16 protein-coding genes and 3 pseudogenes are annotated in these 16,832 nt (G+C 60.2%); 1 reads left to right on the top strand and 18 read right to left on the bottom strand.

Annotated features, from left to right (window positions below):
• Positions 1 to 309: 309 nt before the first annotated feature.
• Positions 310 to 1,854: a trimethylamine methyltransferase family protein gene (locus tag AC6RA8_RS15630; RefSeq protein ID WP_500353755.1), complete on the top strand. Its 1,545-nt coding sequence runs from the start codon at positions 310 to 312 to the stop codon at positions 1,852 to 1,854.
• A 97-nt stretch (positions 1,855 to 1,951) separates the two neighbouring features.
• On the opposite strand, the gene AC6RA8_RS15625 is transcribed toward AC6RA8_RS15630, so the two are convergent.
• The 18 genes and pseudogenes from AC6RA8_RS15625 to AC6RA8_RS15540 form a co-directional block, all read right to left on the bottom strand.
• The gene (locus AC6RA8_RS15625; protein WP_500353753.1) at positions 1,952 to 3,277 is read right to left on the bottom strand and encodes an NAD(P)/FAD-dependent oxidoreductase; all 1,326 of its coding nucleotides are present in this window, start codon (positions 3,275 to 3,277) and stop codon (positions 1,952 to 1,954) included.
• Positions 3,274 to 4,761, bottom strand: coding sequence for an aldehyde dehydrogenase (locus AC6RA8_RS15620; protein WP_500353751.1), 1,488 nt, complete (start codon positions 4,759 to 4,761; stop codon positions 3,274 to 3,276). The genes AC6RA8_RS15625 and AC6RA8_RS15620 overlap by 4 nt, the downstream gene beginning before the upstream one ends.
• A gap of 3 nt (positions 4,762 to 4,764) precedes the next feature.
• Complete coding sequence (locus AC6RA8_RS15615; protein ID WP_500353749.1) at positions 4,765 to 5,682, bottom strand: dihydrodipicolinate synthase family protein; 918 nt, start codon at positions 5,680 to 5,682, stop codon at positions 4,765 to 4,767.
• The gene (locus AC6RA8_RS15610; RefSeq protein WP_500353748.1) at positions 5,679 to 6,386 is read right to left on the bottom strand and encodes a GntR family transcriptional regulator; all 708 of its coding nucleotides are present in this window, start codon (positions 6,384 to 6,386) and stop codon (positions 5,679 to 5,681) included. Before AC6RA8_RS15610 ends, AC6RA8_RS15615 begins: the two co-directional genes overlap by 4 nt.
• 117 nt (positions 6,387 to 6,503) lie before the next feature.
• Complete coding sequence (locus AC6RA8_RS15605) at positions 6,504 to 8,741, bottom strand: xanthine dehydrogenase family protein molybdopterin-binding subunit (RefSeq protein WP_500353746.1); 2,238 nt, start codon at positions 8,739 to 8,741, stop codon at positions 6,504 to 6,506.
• A 2-nt stretch (positions 8,742 to 8,743) separates the two neighbouring features.
• On the bottom strand, positions 8,744 to 9,202 hold the full coding sequence (locus AC6RA8_RS15600; protein WP_500353744.1) for a (2Fe-2S)-binding protein: 459 nt from the start codon (positions 9,200 to 9,202) through the stop codon (positions 8,744 to 8,746).
• Positions 9,203 to 9,305: 103 nt separating this feature from the next.
• A complete protein-coding gene (locus tag AC6RA8_RS15595) occupies positions 9,306 to 10,115 on the bottom strand; it encodes a TolB family protein (RefSeq protein WP_500353742.1) in 810 nt (269 codons plus the stop codon).
• A gap of 20 nt (positions 10,116 to 10,135) precedes the next feature.
• Positions 10,136 to 11,248: an S-(hydroxymethyl)glutathione dehydrogenase/class III alcohol dehydrogenase gene (locus AC6RA8_RS15590; protein WP_500353756.1), complete on the bottom strand. Its 1,113-nt coding sequence runs from the start codon at positions 11,246 to 11,248 to the stop codon at positions 10,136 to 10,138.
• 222 nt (positions 11,249 to 11,470) lie between these two features.
• Positions 11,471 to 11,959: a dioxygenase family protein gene (locus tag AC6RA8_RS15585; protein ID WP_500353740.1), complete on the bottom strand. Its 489-nt coding sequence runs from the start codon at positions 11,957 to 11,959 to the stop codon at positions 11,471 to 11,473.
• Positions 11,960 to 12,002: 43 nt separating this feature from the next.
• Positions 12,003 to 12,137 (bottom strand): annotated as a pseudogene (locus AC6RA8_RS15580) (hypothetical protein); the annotation flags it as partial.
• Positions 12,103 to 12,297 (bottom strand): annotated as a pseudogene (locus AC6RA8_RS15575) (redoxin domain-containing protein); the annotation flags it as partial. The pseudogenes AC6RA8_RS15580 and AC6RA8_RS15575, both read right to left, overlap by 35 nt.
• A gap of 33 nt (positions 12,298 to 12,330) precedes the next feature.
• Positions 12,331 to 12,516: a hypothetical protein gene (locus AC6RA8_RS15570; RefSeq protein ID WP_500353738.1), complete on the bottom strand. Its 186-nt coding sequence runs from the start codon at positions 12,514 to 12,516 to the stop codon at positions 12,331 to 12,333.
• A 93-nt stretch (positions 12,517 to 12,609) separates the two neighbouring features.
• On the bottom strand, positions 12,610 to 13,449 hold the full coding sequence (locus AC6RA8_RS15565) for an alpha/beta fold hydrolase (RefSeq protein ID WP_500353736.1): 840 nt from the start codon (positions 13,447 to 13,449) through the stop codon (positions 12,610 to 12,612).
• 63 nt (positions 13,450 to 13,512) lie between these two features.
• A complete protein-coding gene (locus AC6RA8_RS15560) occupies positions 13,513 to 13,908 on the bottom strand; it encodes an MAPEG family protein (protein ID WP_500353734.1) in 396 nt (131 codons plus the stop codon).
• 29 nt (positions 13,909 to 13,937) lie between these two features.
• Positions 13,938 to 14,951, bottom strand: a complete 1,014-nt coding sequence (locus AC6RA8_RS15555; protein WP_500353732.1) for a haloalkane dehalogenase — start codon at positions 14,949 to 14,951, stop codon at positions 13,938 to 13,940.
• Between the two features lie 27 nt (positions 14,952 to 14,978).
• A pseudogene (locus AC6RA8_RS15550) lies at positions 14,979 to 15,722 on the bottom strand (zinc-binding alcohol dehydrogenase family protein); the annotation flags it as partial.
• Between the two features lie 12 nt (positions 15,723 to 15,734).
• A complete protein-coding gene (locus AC6RA8_RS15545; protein WP_500353730.1) occupies positions 15,735 to 15,998 on the bottom strand; it encodes an alcohol dehydrogenase catalytic domain-containing protein in 264 nt (87 codons plus the stop codon).
• A 76-nt stretch (positions 15,999 to 16,074) separates the two neighbouring features.
• A partial coding sequence (locus tag AC6RA8_RS15540; protein WP_500353728.1) for an SDR family NAD(P)-dependent oxidoreductase occupies positions 16,075 to 16,832 on the bottom strand: 758 nt, incomplete at its 5' end.

Genomic DNA, 16,832 nt, shown 5'->3' with positions numbered 1-16,832 from the left:
TCTGCAAATGAAAATTGGCCACTCAAGGTCTGAATTGATGCTACAAGTCCACTTTTTGGTGCAAGCGGTCATTCAACACTAGTGCAGCAATTGTAACGATGGGCTCAAACCGGACATCCGACACCAACGAAATACCCTGCATTCCTATCTCTAAAACCAACGTCATCAGGCGTTGAGACAACCGCTCCTGCGCCAACGAACTCCGCTCAAAACCCAGAACGTCGCTCCCAGGCCAGTCGGTTCGCATGCGGGTCGACGCTGACCGCCATGACACGGTTCACTCTCTCCAAGACGCATAGGGAGGCAGCCATGTCACAGATCCGCACCCGATCCGGTGGTCGCGCCAGCCGGCGTGCCCTGCGCTCAGCGCCAAATGTCACCATGCTCCCGGGGCTCAGGAACACCTTGCCTTGGTGCGAGATCATGGATGGGTCACAGGTGGAACGGATCGATGCCGCCTCCATGGATATCCTCGAAAACGTGGGCGTTGTGTTCCGCGATGACATCGCGCTAGCGGATTGGAGAGCCACAGGGGCCAAGGTTGTGGGCGAAACCGTCTATCTTGATCGTGGCCTTGTCCGCGACCTGATCTCGACGATCCCTTCGGACTTCACCTATCACGCCCGCGACCCTCAGAAGAACGTGCGCCTTGGCGGGCGGCACAGCATCTTTGTGCCCATGACCGGCGCACCGTTCCTGCGCGATCTGGAGGACGTGCGGCGCAATCCAACACTCGACGATCTGGCGATGTTCCACAAGCTCAGCCACATGATGCCGAGCCTGCATTCATCCGCTCACCATATCGTCGAACCCTATGATCACCCGATCAGCCACCGGCATCTGCGCATTACCTATTCGTCCATGAAACACTCGGACAAGACGTTCATGGGCATGACCACCAGCCCCAAGAACGCCGAGGATGTGATGGACATGTGCGCGATCCTCTTTGGTGAGGACTTCATGGAGGATCACCCGGTCACGACGGGCAATTGCAACGGCAACTCACCCCTTGTCTGGGACGAAACCATGCTGGGGGCCATGCGGGCATTTTCCAAGCGCAATCAACCGGTTCTGTGCTCGCCCTTCGTATTGGGCGGGGCCAACACGCCCGCTTCGGTCGCCGCTTCCGTTGCGCAACTGAATGCGGAGGCGCTTTCGGCCCTCGCCTACACCCAAGTGATCCGGCGCGGTGCACCCGCGATCTATGGCCACTACCTGTCCACCGTGTCGATGAAGTCCGGTGCGCCGATGGCGGGTACGCCCGAAATTTCCATGATGAACTTCATGATCGGCCAGATGGCCCGGTACTATGATGTGCCCTGGCGCACCTCGAACACGCTGGGCGGGGCCAAGACCTTTGATGCCCAGGCCGGATATGAAAGCGCCACGACCCTATCGGCCGTGATGCATGCCGGGGCCAATTACATCTGGCATTCCGCTGGCTGGAACGAGGCGGGCATGCATTGCTCGGTCGCCAAGTTCGTCGTGGACGCCGAACAATGCGCCATGGCCTATCGCATGGCCGAAGGCCTCAAATGGCACGACTTCGAGGTCGCTCTGGCTGCCGTGCCGGATGTCGGCCCCGGGGGGCACTATCTGGGCCATCCCCACACGCAAGAGAACTTTCAGACGGCCTTTTTCATGCCGGACCTCTTCGACAACAACTCGATCGAGCAGTGGCAGGCCGAAGGATCAAAAGAGATCACGGAACGCGCCCTCGCCCATGCCGTCAACCTTTTGGCAACCTATGAGGAGCCAAGATTGGATGAAGCCGTCGATGACGCGCTGCACGACTACATCGCAAGGCGGGAGCGGGAGATACCGGCGGCAGATGCGTTGAACCAGGACCACTGATATGTGGAACAAATGTGTGTAAAATGATGATATATCTGATTTATGAAATTTTTTATCTAAAACCTGTGCGTCAGACGCAGACAAAGTTGGCTTTCCGCTATTCTTCACCTGCCCGCCATTCCTTCCAACGCAGGTAAGCATTCGCACCAAAGGTCGCAAAAGGCTGCGGCGGCAGACGTTTTGGCTCTGCTTCCGCTTCGAAATAGTCGGCAATCTCGGATGGCTGACCACAACACCGATCCGCTGCTGCGATTCCCGTCAGCGTCCCCCGCGCCGTACCAAGCCCGTTCTGCACGCAGGCACTGAACAGCCCCTGCTCGATCTCGCGTGCATGGGCCACACCGTTCAGGGACAGGCACAAATGCCCGCCCCACACCTGCGCCTGACGCACACCAGTCAAATGCGGGAACCGCGCAGCAAAGGCGCGGGCGTGGGCGCGTGCCGCCCGCCCCATGTCGCGGTCCGTCGGGTGCATGCCTGGCCGCACCACCGCACAATTGCGGGTGACAATCCGGTGCCCACCCTGCCCCGTATCGATCCGGCGCACCGTTGTGCCCATGGGATCGGATGGCGTCACACCCCAACGCGGCGCACCGCCGACAGCCTTGGGATCCAGCTCCTCGGTCATCGACGCAAACAGGAACAACTGCACGAGCCGCCCCTCAGCCACACCAAAGCTCTCCAAATGCCCGTTCACCGCAAGGATCACGCGCTCGGCCGTGACCGACCCTTTGGGCGCCCGCAACACCCAGTCCCGCCCTGTGCGTTCAAAACGCAGAACCGGGCTACGATCATACACTTCCGCCCCACGGGCCAAACCCGCTGCCAGCCCGCGCACATATCCCGCAGGCTGCAACATAACGGTGCCCGGCGTGTACAGGCCCGAACGGTAATGCGCCGAACCGGTCAACTCTTTCATCGCCGCGGCATCCAACCACTCATGGGATTCTCCCAACGCCTCCAGATGCTTGGCATAGCTCTGGTTATGCGCATCCCCCGCCTCTGTCGCGGCCCCATTCACCTTGCCCACGGGGTCGAAGTAATCCGGCGAAATCCCGTATTCATCCACCGCATCACGGGCATAGGCGATGGCCGCGCGGTTCAGCCGCGTCATCGTGCGATCGTCACCGGCGCCTGCATAATCGTCGGACGCAAGATCATGCGGCAGATCAATCATGAACCCGGAATTGCGCCCCGCCGCGCCATCCGCCACGCGCCAGGCATCCAACACAACAACCCGCGCCTGCGGCCAGTGCTGCAACACGCGCCGCGCCGCCGACAGTCCCGCAAAACCAGCGCCCACAACGGCCACATCCGCCGTCACCTGGGTCTCAAGCCGGGGAAAGGACGGCCCCGGCCCCAATATTTCCGCCCACCCTGCTGGACCGCGATGCCGTGGCAAGCGGCGCGCGGCATATCTCATTCCACGGCCTCGTCTGCATCATCGGACAGGTCCACCCAGATGGTCTTGATCTGGGTGTATTGATCATGGGCCTGCACCCCGTTGTCGCGCCCACCAAAGCCCGACATCTTCATGCCCCCGAACGGTGTCGCAATGTCACCCTCTCCATACGCATTGACGGTCACGGTCCCCGCCCGCAACATCCGCGCCCCGCGCAGGGCACGCTTGGCGTTGGCGGTAAACAGGGACGCACACAAACCATAGGACGTGTCGTTGGCAACCGCCATAGCCTCGTCAAACGACGCCACGGGGATCACCGCAAGGACCGGGCCAAAAATCTCGTCCCGTACCAAGGGATTATCCGACGCGGCTGAGACAACGGTTGGAGAGACATAAGGTTTATCCACCACCCCACCCACAAGGATATCCCCCGCTTTTTCCACATATCCACAGACTTTATCAAAATGCGAACCACTCACCAACGCGCCTTGCCGCGTCTCGGGGTCCAGCGGATCGCCCACGGGCAAATGGCGCATATGGGCCTCGATCCGCGCCAGCAGGTCCTCCCGCACATCCTCGTGCACGATCAGACGAGAGATGGCGGAACAGTTTTCACCCATGTTCCAGAATGCGCCGTTGACGATGTGCTGCGCCACACGGTCAAGGTTTTCGGCATCATCCATGACCACACAGGGGTTCTTGCCGCCCATTTCCAACACGACCTCTTTCGCATTAGATTCGGCTGCATAGCTCAAGAACTTCATGCCCGTTTCGGTCGACCCGGTGAAGCTGACCATGTCGATGTCCATATGGCGGCCGATGGGTTCCCCCACATCCGGACCATGCCCCGGCACCACGTTCATAACCCCGCGCGGCACACCGGCCTCCATCGCCAGCTCAGCCAACCGCAAGGCCGTCAATGATGTCTCCTCGGCAGGTTTTAACACCACCGAACAGCCAGAGGCGAGCGCAGGCCCGATCTTCCACGCCATCATCAACAGCGGGAAATTCCAGGGCAGAACCAACCCCACAACACCGACAGGCTCGCGCACCACCATCGCAATATGATCATCCGAAGCAGGCGTGACGGAATCGTAAATCTTGTCGATGGCTTCCGCATGCCACTTGATGCAATGAATAGCCTCGGGCACGTCCACCGTCTCGCAATCAAAGATCGTCTTGCCACTGTCCACGCTTTCCAGCACGGCCAATTCACGGGCATTGCGCGTCATCAGTTTGCACAGCCGGATCAACACATCCTTGCGGTCGCTTGGGTGCAATCGCGACCAGCGGCCATCGTCAAACGCCTCACGCGCTTTGAGCACGGCAAAATCCACATCTTCCGGCCCGCAGGCCGACACTTTCGCAATCACACCCCCCGTCGCGGGGTTCACGCTATCAAATGTCTTGCCGGACATCGCGGGCCGGAACCCACCGTCGATAAAAGCGCTTGTGGCCGGGCTCAGATCTGCAGCTATGGCCTTGTATTCTTCTGTCGTCAGCATGGATTATCCCTCCGCCTCGATCTGCGCGATGGTGGTCTTCAGCACGCGGATCACCTGTTCCAGCGCGCGCTTGTCATCCTTGTTCAGCGCCTTGAGCGGCGGCCGGATCGCGCCCGTCTCAATGCCCTGGAAGGTCACACCGTACTTGATGCATTGCACGAACTTGCCGCCCTGCTCCAACACCCGCATCAGCGGCATCATGGCCGACATGATGCGGCGGCCCTTGTCGAAATTCCCCTCGACCACACAGGCACGCCACAAGGCGATATGTTCGTCAGGCAGGAAATTCGATCCACCACAGACCCAGCTCTTTGCCCCCCAGGCAAAGAATTCCAGCGCCTGATCGTCCATGCCACAGGACATCTGGATATGCGGGTAATCCCGCGCCAACAGGTGCACACGGTTGATATCACCCGAACTTTCCTTGATCGCACAGAAATTCCGGGACCGTCCCACGCGGTCGAGGAATTCCTCGCCCATATTCACACCCATCCGTCCCGGATAGTTATAAAGCATGATGGGCAAATCGACGGCCCTGTCGATGGCAAGGGCGGCCAGTGCATTCTCTCGTTCTGTTGGCACCGCATAGGGCGGCGTGGCCACCAGCAGCGCATTGGCCCCCATACCCTTGCCGCCCATTGCCAGCGCCATGCTGTCAGCGGGCAGCATCGCGCCAGTGCCCATGATCACCGGCACCCGGCCCGCCACGGTTTTGATCGTGCGTTCGGCCACATCCAGCCGTTCGGCAACGGTCATGGCATAATTCTCGCCCGTCGATCCGCCCGAAATCAGGCCGTGCACGCCCGCCGCGATCAACCGTTCAAGAACAGCGTCCAAGGCTCCGAAGTCGGGCGAATAGTCCGCGTTGAACGGGGTGACAACGGGGGTGTAGATCCCGTTGAACTCCATGATGGGCGTCATAGGCGCGCCTCCTGTGGGGGTGGGCCCAGCGGCAGATCAAGACCGCCGGGCATGACAAATTGCGCAATCCGGTCACGCGACAGCGCCCAGTGCGCCTGCGCCAATTCTCCGGCCCGCGTTGCGTCCCGCGCGTCGATGGCCTCGATAATCTGTTCGTGGTGATCACGGGCCGTTTTGATCGTGTCTTTGTCCGCATCCGTGCGCGGGGCGTAGAAGGTCATCGAGATGCGGGCGTGGTCCAGCAGCAACCGGTTGAAGCTGGGCAGCAGGAACGGATTGTCCGCCATCTCGCCCGTGATGCGGTGAAAGCGGTCATTGGCCAGCGCGCGATCAGCTGTCGAGCCATTGCGCAGCGCACGGATAAAGACGTCTTGCGCTTGAGCCAGTTCCACGACCTGCGCCGGCGCCCGGTTCTCTGCCGCGAGCTGCAGGATGGCCGCATAGATCATCGGCGCTGCGATGAAAAAGGCGCGGAGGGAGGCATGGGACATCTCCGACACCTGCGCGCCCCGGTTCTGGCGTAGGGTGACATATCCCTCACCCGCAAGCTGTCGCAGCACTTCGCGCATCGGCGTGCGGGACAAGCCATGCTCCGCACATAGCTTCGCCTCATCAAGGTCCGCACCCGGGGGAAGCTCCAATGTCAGAATGCCCGCCACAAGGGCGTAATAGGCATTGGATTTGGGCGACGAATCAGATTGCATACAAAATGTATACAAAACCTGTCCCTGCGGGGACAACGCAAAAAGTAAGGCGCAGGTAAACCTGCGCCTTTGCCCTTTCTTCATCTGTAAGGCGCACCTATCGGTGCGCCCCGAAACTCAAACAAAATCGATATGCTTGTTCATGGGCATCTCACGAACCCGCTGCCCAGTCGCCGCAAAGATCGCGTTGGACAGCGCGGCTGCCGCCGGTGGAACCATGGGTTCCCCCATGCCGCGCACGGTGTCGCCATTCTCCAGTCCACGCACGAAAATCTCGGGCGCTTGCGACAGGCGCATGCCTTCGAAATCATAGTAATTCCGCTGCTCGACCATGCCATCGGAATACGTAATCTCGGAGTTCATGGCATGACCCAGCGCCCAGACAATCCCGCCCTGCACCATGTTTTCAAAGTTGATCGGGTCGATCACCCGGCCCACTTCGGCGGCCACCCAGACCTTATCGATCTTGATCGCACCGTCCACGTTCGTGACCTCGACAACTTCCGCTGTGGGGACGCCGAAGGACATGCAGAACGCAACGCCACGCCCCTTGTTTGGCCCCAAGTCATTGCCCCAATTGGACATTTCGGCGACGGCCTCCAAGGCCTTGCGGGACGGATCATGCCAACACAACCGCATCCGTTCCTCCATCGGATCGGCACCTGCGGCGTGGATCAGTTCGTCCAGAAACACGTCGTGGAAAAACCCGTTGGTCGACGCCCCCACCGACCGCCAGCTTGAGATTGGCGCAAGCTCGGGCGCGCGGAAGCCGGTGACGCGGTAGTTGGGAATTTGCATCGGCTGTTCCCACGCGCCAGCGACGATTTGCAGGTCGGGGCCCGGGACTGGTAAACCCTGGCGGCCCATCTGGCTGGCAATGACCGAGGGCATGGCGATGCCGAGGTCATAGGCTTCAACCTTGCCATCCTTCACCGCACCGCGCCCGCGCGCCATGGCGATTTGGCGGGTGTCGTTCTGGATCGTGTCTTCTTCGCGGCTATAGGTCAGCTTAACGGGTGTACCCTTCATTTGCACTGCAATTTCAGTGGCTTCGCGCACGACCCGGTCCTCAAGACGATGACCGAAGCTGCCGCCCATCATGAGCACGTGGACGAACACCTGATCGGCATCGAGCCCGGTCAGCTTCGCCACATTGGTCTGCACAAAGCGCGGGATCTGGGTGCCGGTCCACACATCCGCACGGGTTTCCGTGACCTGCACAACGGCCGAGATCGGCTCCAACGGCGCGTGGGCGAGATAGGGCGCGCGGTACTCGGCTTCGATCACCTCGGCGCCTTCCAATACAGCGTCCACGTCTCCGTCATCACGGAAACGGCTGTCTTGCTGATCCGCGTTGAAGCTGTCGGACAGGGCCTGCCAATGCGCGTCCTGCTCGGCCGGATAGGGCGCCGGGCCCCAATCGACATCAATGGCATTCACCGCTTGAATGGCCCGCCAAGTGTTGTCCGCCACAGCCGCGACACCATCCGTCACCTGCACCACGTCGATCACGCCACGCATCTCGCGCGCGGCTTCGGCGTCAAAGCCGTTCATCATGCCACGGCGCGGGCTGGTCCGGACCGAGGCATGCACCACACCTTCGACTTCGAAGTCGATGCCGTAGCGTTGTGTGCCCGTGGATTTGGCGAGGATATCAACGCGCTCCATCTCTTTCCCGACAAGCCGCCAGGTCGAGGGATCACGCAGGACCACATCGTTGACCGGGTCCATCGTCGCCGCAGTCGCCGCCAATTCGGTATAGGCAAGCGTGCCACCACCGGGCAGGATCACAGCGCCTTTTTCCGTCTTGAGATCTGCGACATTCGCCCCCGTCTGTTGCGCTGCCGCTGCCTTCAACGTCTCGCGCGCGACGGCCCCGGCAAGGCGCAGCTTTTCAAAGCTGTCGGGCACGGTGGTAGACCCGCCGGTGATCTGCATGCCCATGAACTTCATCATGGCGTCCATGATCCCGCGCGTCGTGTCGGCGGCAAAACCGTCATCGGTGGATCGGAAGGGTGCGGCCTCGGCGCTCAACGCCGTGTTGTAATAGGCCGGGTCAGGCATACCGGGATCGACACTGACCTGATCCAGTTCAACATCCAGTTCTTCCGCAATCAGGGCGGCCTGCACGTGATAGGCCCCCTGCCCGCTGTCGGCACGCGGGGTGATGAGCGTGATGCCTGCGCTGTCGATTTTGACATATGGCGTCAGCGCCGCCTCACCTTCTGCCAGATCGTTCAAGAGCGGGTTGGAGACAGGACGCTTGTAGGCGTAGTAGCCAAAGGCGACCCCACCAACAACGGCGGCTGAGCCCACAAGAAAGGTGCGACGCGCGATTTTTCCGATGCGGCCCATGATTACACCTCCTGCAGTTTGGTGGCGGCGGTTTTGACGGCGGCCCGGATACGTGGATAGGTCCCGCAACGGCAGAGATTGCCGTTCATCGCGTCATCAATATCCGCATCTGTTGGCGCCGGGTTGATCGCCAGCAAGGATGCTGCCTGCATCATCTGGCCGGACTGACAGTAGCCGCATTGGGCCACCTGATGTTCCACCCACGCCTGTTGTACGGCGTGCATGGCGTCGGGAGTGCCGAGCCCTTCGATCGTGGTGACATCGCCCCAAACATCCGCCGCTGCGGTCTGGCAAGAGCGCACCGCTTCGCCGTCGATATGGACCGTGCAGGCCCCGCATTGCGCGACACCGCAGCCGTATTTCACGCCCTTGATGTTTAGCTCGTCCCGCAGGACCCAAAGCAGGGGCATGTCATCTTCGACATCCACCTCGTGTTCTGTTCCGTTGACCGTGAGTTTCATCACGTGCTCCTGATTGGATCGATTTCACTTAGAAGATAGGTCAGGGCTACCGGATAGTAACTTGCAGATCGCGCCAATCGAGATGGATATGACGCCAAGTCATTTAGGTGCGCGCATAGCGCACATAGGCGAAACGTGTTCCGTCCGGCGACCAGTTGGGCACGTTGATTGATCCCTGCCCGCCATAAAATTCAACTAGGGTTCGTGCCGCACCGCCGTCCTGCGGCATCAGCTTCAGTGCAACTTCTTCGCCACGGGGGTGGCCCTCAACATCTTCGGGATAGGCCAAGTATAGCACATGACGCCCGTCCGGCGAAGGGTGCGGGAACCAGTTGACCCGCGCGTCATCCGTCATCTGCTGCAAGTCCGAGCCGTCGGTGCGGATGCGCCAGATATCCGGCGTCGCACCGTGGTGATCCGAGTTGAACCAGATCCATTGCCCATCGGCTGAATAATCCGGGCCATCCTTGTGCCCGGGTCCGGCGGTCAGTTGCGTTTCATCCCCGCCCGTGACCGGGATGGTGAAGATTTGGAACAGGCCATCGCGCAGCGCCGTGTAGGTCAGCGTCGCGCCATCTGGCGACCAGCCGTGAAAATAGGATGGAACCAGCGGCGTCACCCGCTGTGGCGCACCGCCCGTGATGGGCAATGTGTAGATACAGGACGTGCCGCGCCCCGGGCTTTCGCTGACCACCAGCGTTTTGCCGTCGGGCGAAATGCCGTGATCGTTGTTCAGGGCGTTGAGCGACCCGGTGTCGATCCAGTGAATGGCACCATCAGCAAGGGTCAGGCGAAACACCCGCCCCCCGCCGTTCAGAACCAAAAAGGTCCCACAAGGGGACCAGTTCGGTGCTTCGATCAGGTCGGGTGTTTCATGGACAACCTGCTCGACGCCGGTGGCGACGTCGTGCAAGACGACGAAACTCTGTGCGGTCAAAACTCGACGACGGCGCGGATCGACTTGCCCTCGTGCATAAGGTCGAAGCCGTGGTTGATTTCGTCCAGCGTGAGTTTGTGGGTGATCATCGGATCGATCTCGATCTTGCCGTCCATGTACCAGTCCACGATTTTCGGCACGTCGGTGCGCCCCTTGGCCCCGCCGAAGGCCGTGCCACGCCAGACGCGGCCCGTGACCAGTTGGAAGGGCCGGGTCGAGATTTCGGCGCCCGCCGGGGCGACGCCGATGATGATCGATTCCCCCCAGCCCTTGTGCGCCGCTTCCAGCGCCGTGCGCATCACGTCCACGTTGCCGGTGGCATCGAAGGTATAATCCGCCCCGCCCTTGGTGAGGTCCACGAGGTGCGCAACCATGTCGCCCTCGACCTTGGAGGGGTTCACGAAGTCGGTCATGCCGAAATGTTCCGCCATCTCGACCTTGCTGTCATTGAGGTCGACGCCCACGATCTGGTCGCAGCCTGCCATTTTCAGCCCCTGGATCACGTTGAGGCCGATGCCGCCGAGGCCGAAGACGATGGCGCGGGAGCCGATTTCCACCTTGGCCGTGTTGATCACCGCGCCGATGCCGGTGGTGACGCCGCAGCCGATATAGCAGATCTTGTCAAAAGGCGCGTCCTTGCGGACCTTGGCCAGCGCGATTTCGGGCACGACCGTGTGGTTGGCGAAGGTGGAGCAGCCCATGTAGTGGTGGATGGGCGTGCCATCGAGCATGGAGAAGCGGGTGGAGCCGTCGGGGAGCAGGCCCTGTCCTTGGGTCGCGCGCACCTTCTGACAGAGGTTCGTTTTCGGGTTCAGGCAGTATTCGCATTCGCGACATTCAGGCGTGTAGAGCGGGATGACGTGGTCGCCCACTTCCAGCGTGGTGACGCCTTCGCCGACTTCGATGACCACGCCCGCACCTTCGTGGCCGAGGATGGCGGGGAATATCCCTTCGGGGTCGGCGCCTGAGCGGGTGAATTCATCCGTGTGGCACAGGCCGGTCGCCTTTATCTCGACCAGAACCTCGCCCTTGCGGGGGCCGTCGAGGTTCACCTCCATGATTTCAAGCGGTTTGCCAGCTTCGAGGGCAACGGCGGCGCGGGTTCTCATCATGGTCTGTCCTTCCGTTCGGTGTTTGAGGCATGTGAGCCAGTGGAAGGTCGATCTGTCAAATGGAAAGCGTCGGCGCGGGTGGCGGATCAGTCCTTCGGGGAGGGTTTTTTGAAACAGGGAAGCAAGCACCGCAGCCTCGATTCTTCCCTGTTGCGGAAAATCCTCGGGGGTCAGGCCAAAGGCCGAGGGGGCAGTCAGCCCCCTTCGGAGAGACGAATCTTAGATGCGGGCCAAGACGAAGTCGTGCACGACCTCGTAGTAGGGGCCGTCCATGCCCGCCTCAGCGATCTTGTCCGGATCTTCGATCAGGTCGAATTTCGCCATCAGGCTTTCCTTGACACCGAACACCGCGTCCGAATGGATGTAGGGGTCGTCGAGATCAAAAATGCGGGTCGTCAGCGTCTCGAACCCGTCGGCTTCGAGGATGTAGTACAGATGCGCGGGCCGATGTGGGTGACGGCCCAGCACGCCCATTAGCTTGCCCACGGGGCCGTCGTCGGGGATGGGATGGTATTTCGGCTTCACCCCTTTGAAGTGGTAGGCCCCGTCATCGCCCGTGCGGAAGACGCCTCGGAGGGTTTGCGGTTGTTGATTGCATCCACCAGCATGGAGACGCCGAGCGTGTCGCTGAGCAGCGATGAATTCCTGCCGCCAGTCGGTGCACATATGACCTGTCTCGGTCCACATGCGCAAACTCAATCGTTCCATCGCGCGCCACCACGAAGGTCGCGGGAATGGGAAGAGTCCAGCCGGTATCAGCGTTCTTCTTTGAAAGATCGAGGTCATAGCCTGCCATGAGACCATGAAGCTCGGTTGTCATCTCGATCACGATGCCAAGCGCCTGAGCAAGGTCATTTCGCGTGTCTGTGAGGACAGGAAACTCCAACGCATTCTTCTCGATGGTGGTCAGAGAGCCGTCCGGCGCTTCCGGGGGATACCGCCACTAGTTTTCCGCCACTGCCCACGATATCCGGCAGCATCGACTGATAGGCGCGAAGCTCCAAATTGCAGTACGGACACCACCCGCCGCGATAGAAGACGACAAGAAGCGATCCCTCAGCAAACGCATCGTTGAAGCTTCAGGACTGCCCAAGATGGTCAATCAGTACCGCGTAGGGGAATTTGTCGCCCACACCGAGAGCACGTTCGCCGGCCTTCTTCTTGTAGAGATCAGCGGCGGCCTCTTGCAGGATGCGGCGCGTTTCGGGAAACAGCTCTTTGTCCGACTTTTTACGATAGGCCGCCAGTTCAGATGTCAAAGACATGGTGATCCTCCTGTCCGAGCGCTTCAAGAGCCGACGCCGACAGTGGCACCAAAGAAGCCCTTCATCCGCGTCATTGGGAGGTTGGGAGAGATTTCAAGCAGACGCGCTGACGAAAGGCTGAACTGGAGCGAGCCAGTCTTCGGCGGCGTCTTGTGGGATCCAATGGGAGGCGTTCTTGACCCGAATAAGCTGGGCGTTCGGAATGTCGTTGACCAGGCGCTCGCCATCAGAGACGGGCTGCCAAGGATCGTCTTCGCCCCAGACCAGCAGCGTGTCAGCGGAAATCTTGTGGTGACGCCCGACCAGCATGGTCGTGTGACTGGTGTTCAGCCCCGAAGCATTGCGCACAAGGTTAACTTTTCCTGCATCCGTAATGTAAGGCGCAATGATGCCTTCTATGAATTCCGGAGTGAGGCGTTCCTTGCGCGATAAGCCGTCATCGAAACCTCCAATAAGGAAGTCGCGGATTTCGTCGTTGGACTTTCGCGCCCAGTCAGGATGGCCGACGTTGATCATGTCGTCGATGGGCCAACTGTCATAGGCAACGATGTTCGAAAGCACCAATTTATTCACACGGTCGGGGTTTTCGATGGCCATAATCAGTGCGACCCCACCACCGACAAGCGTAGCGCTGCCAAGGTCAAGCGCGTCCATGAGGGAGATGATCATGTCTCTTTGTGCGCGCAACGAACGGTCGAATTGATCGCGCTGATCAGACATGCCGTGTCCAATGAAGTCTGGCGCAATAACGCGGTTGGTCTGGGCCAAATGGTCGATTACTTCGTGATAAAGGAATGACCACGTCGGGATGCCGTGCATCAGGATCAACGGCGGCCCGCCCCCCATATCCGTAAAAGCAATCTCGACAGGAAGGTGTGCAACACCATCGAGCACGATGTGCTTCTGTCTGGTGACAAACTCTTCGTGTTTCATTCCGCAGGTGCCTCGCAAAAGAGGGGTCGAGCCTTCATCGTGAGGCCCGACCCGATTTTGACATCAGTAGCCGATGAAGAAGCCGGCGACGTAGAATGGCAGAGCGAAAAAGCCGAGCGACCAAACCATCGTGCGGATCGGGACGAGGCCCATAGTGTAAGCAGGAAGATACAGGACCCGCGCAGTCATGAAGGCGATTGCGGCGTATTCGGTCCAGGCGTTGGAGACACCTTCGATCTGACTGACAATCACCAGCGGCGCAAAGACTGCCACAGCCTCCGTGCCGTTTTTCGCGGCGCGGCGAAGGCGGCCCGCCAGAGGCGTTTCGTCAATCTCGGTGTCGCGGTTGGACAGGCTGTGAGCGCTGCCCTGGCTCGCAGACATGTTGAGCTGTTGAAACAGGATTGTGAGGTAGGTCATTATACCCGTGACAAGCAGGGCCCAAAGTTCGATATTCATGGTCTTGGTCTTTCAGTTTGATGTGGCGATCAGGATGCGTTGCGGCGCAGCCAGTCGTGGATGCCTGCCCCAATCAGGTCGGGGTGGTCTTCCTGGAGGAAGTGCAGCCCACGCCCCAGGAAGCGAACTTCCAGGTTGGGCGCGTTTTGCACCATGTAAGCGACGACCGGTTCCGGAGTCAGAACGCCGGGCGTGGCATAGAAAAGCAGCTTCGGAATCTCGCTCGAATAGAGCCATTCGCCGTTTGCGACGATCCCGGCCGTCGTGGTTTCGGGTTCGCCGCCGATGGGGATTTCACGTGGCCATTGCAGCGTGGGCAAACGGCTTTCGCGGGTCGGGTATGGGGCGCGGTAAGCCTCCATTTCCGCATCGGTCATCGTGCGCGACACACCAAAATTTGGCAGAACCTCTTCGACAAAGAAGTTGCCATCAAGAACCATCTGCTCGCCCTGACCGGGCGTGCGCAGCGCGCGGAACAGCTCGCCAGTTTCGCCCATGGCTTCATAGCTTGGAATGGGCATCGAAGGCGGGACGATGGCTTCCATATACGCCATGGCCCGCACGTTGTCGGGGTTCAGGCGCGCATAGCGCATCCCCAGGGCGGACCCCCAATCGTGGATCACAAGCGTGATATCTGTCAGTTCAAGCGCCGCGATGAAACCGTGCAGATAGGTTGCGTGCTCCGCGAAGGTGTACCCGATCTCGGGTTTGTCGCTGTCACCCATCCCAATTAGATCCGGTGCGATAGCGCGATAGTCGCCTTTCACGTATGGGATGATGTTCCGCCAAAGATAGGATGACGTCGGATTGCCGTGCAGGAACAGGACCACAGGCCCTTCGCCCTCATCGACATAGGCCATTTCCGACCCGTTCACGGAAACACGCTTCTTCTCGAACGGAAACTCAGCCGAGATTTGGAGGCCATAAGGCCCGTCATCCACAACGGTTTGAGCTTGCGCCATCGGCGCCGGCAGCGTGACGCCCGCACCGGCTGCAATGGCAGCGGTTTTCAGAAGGTCACGGCGGTTAATGGAAGGTGTCATGGGGAAAGCCTTTCGATGCGTGGAGGGTCAGATTTGGGGTTTGCCGAGGACGGTCTTGCCCACAGCTGTGCCGCTTTCGGCAATCGCGTGCGCTTTGCGAAGCGTCTCAACCGTGAGAGGGCCCAAATTCTTGGTTGCAGTGGTTTTTAGCGTGCCATCTTCGATCATCGCGGCGGTCTGACCGAGATAGATGCCTTGCTTGTGCATGTCAGACGTACCGAACATCGGGCGCGTGAACATGAACTCCCAGACCAGAGCGACCGATTTCATTTTGAGTAGCGAGATGTCGATGGTTTTGGGATCAGGGTCGTCGATCAGAACCAGCTTGCCCTGTGGTTCAATGATCTCCGCATAAGCTGGGAAGTGGGTTTCCGTCGCATTCAGGCCTGCGATCAGGCCTACACTGAGGTTTTTCTTTTCAAGCTGCACTTTCATGTCGCCCGAATGGTCGATGACGTGATGCGCCCCCATCTCCTTGACCCACTTGCGGGTCTTCGGCCGAGATGCCGTTGCCACGATGGTCAGGCTGGTGAGCTGTCGCGCCAACTGGATCAAGATGGACCCCACGCCGCCTGCACCACCGACGATCAGCAGTGTCTGGCCTTCCCCACCACGATGGGTCAGGCCGAAACGGTCAAAGAGGATTTCCCAGCCAGTGATGGATGTCAGTGGCAACGCCGCAGCGTCTTCGGCGGGAATGTTCGTCGGCGCGTTCGACGCGATCCGCTCATCAACGATCTGCATTTCAGCACTTGAGCCTTGGCGCCCGAGAACGCCCGCGTATCATACGATATCTCCCGCGTTGAATTCTGCCACGCCGTGTCCGGTGGAAACCACACGACCAACAGCGTCGAAGCCAAGCACGTGATGCCCGTCGTCCAACGGAGGGAGTATCTGCCGCAGCTTCGCATCGGCCGGATTGACAGACACGGCTTGGATTTCGACCAGCAGCTCGCGGTCTTTTGCCACCGGCTGAGGCAGATCAATTGCGATCAGCGCATTGCTGTCGTCAATTGGCAGGTTTTTGGAAAAGCCGATGGCGCGCATGACTGAGTGACCTTCTGGATTGGGTTTTGCTGGCCGTGGCGGGGAGGGCACCACGGCCAGACTAGTAACGTCTGGATCAGACCTGAGCGTGCCCGCCATCAACGGCGAGTTCGGTCCCGGTGATGTAGGCGGCCTGATCGGACGCGAGGAATGTGATCGCGTTTGCGATGTCATCGACGGAACCCATGCGAGACAGTGGCACCTGCCGCACAAACTCCTGCTTAACGCCCTCGATTTGTTCAGGCGGAAGGCCGAGACGGTCCATGCCGGGCGTGGGAATTGGACCGGGCGACACGACGTTGGCACGGATGCCTTTGGGTGAAAGCTCAGTGGCCAAGGTCCGCACAAGCCCGCGCAAAGCGGCCTTCGAAGGGCCATAGACGCTCATCGCGGCAAAACCCTTGGAGCCCGCAGCGGAGCCGAGGAAGACAAAGGATCCACCCTCTAGCACATGCGGCAGTGCTTTCTGCGCGGTGAAGTATGCACCCTTGAAATTCCGGTCGAGGTCGTCGTCGAACAGCGCCTCGTCCATCATTTCAAAGGGACGCACTTGCGCACCACCTGCGGCTGCCACCACAATGTCGATTTTGCCGTGCTTTGCAGCGACTTCCCCGACAAAGGTGCCGATCTCATCAACCGAGGTCATGTCCACCGATTTGCCTTGTACATCTCCGCCGATTTCCGCTTTTGCAGCGGTCAGCTTTTCTTCTGACCGCCCGGTAATGGCGACTTGCGCCCCTTCAGCGGCGAACATCTTTGCTGCTGCCAGCCCGATGCCACTGTTGCCGCCTGTGACGATCACGGATTTTCCTTCGAAACGTGCCATGGCGCTCA

The sequence above is a fragment of the Tateyamaria sp. genome (assembly GCF_059783535.1).
The sequence above is the reverse complement of the archived record's forward strand: the minus strand, read 5'-3'. Positions and strand labels throughout refer to the sequence as shown.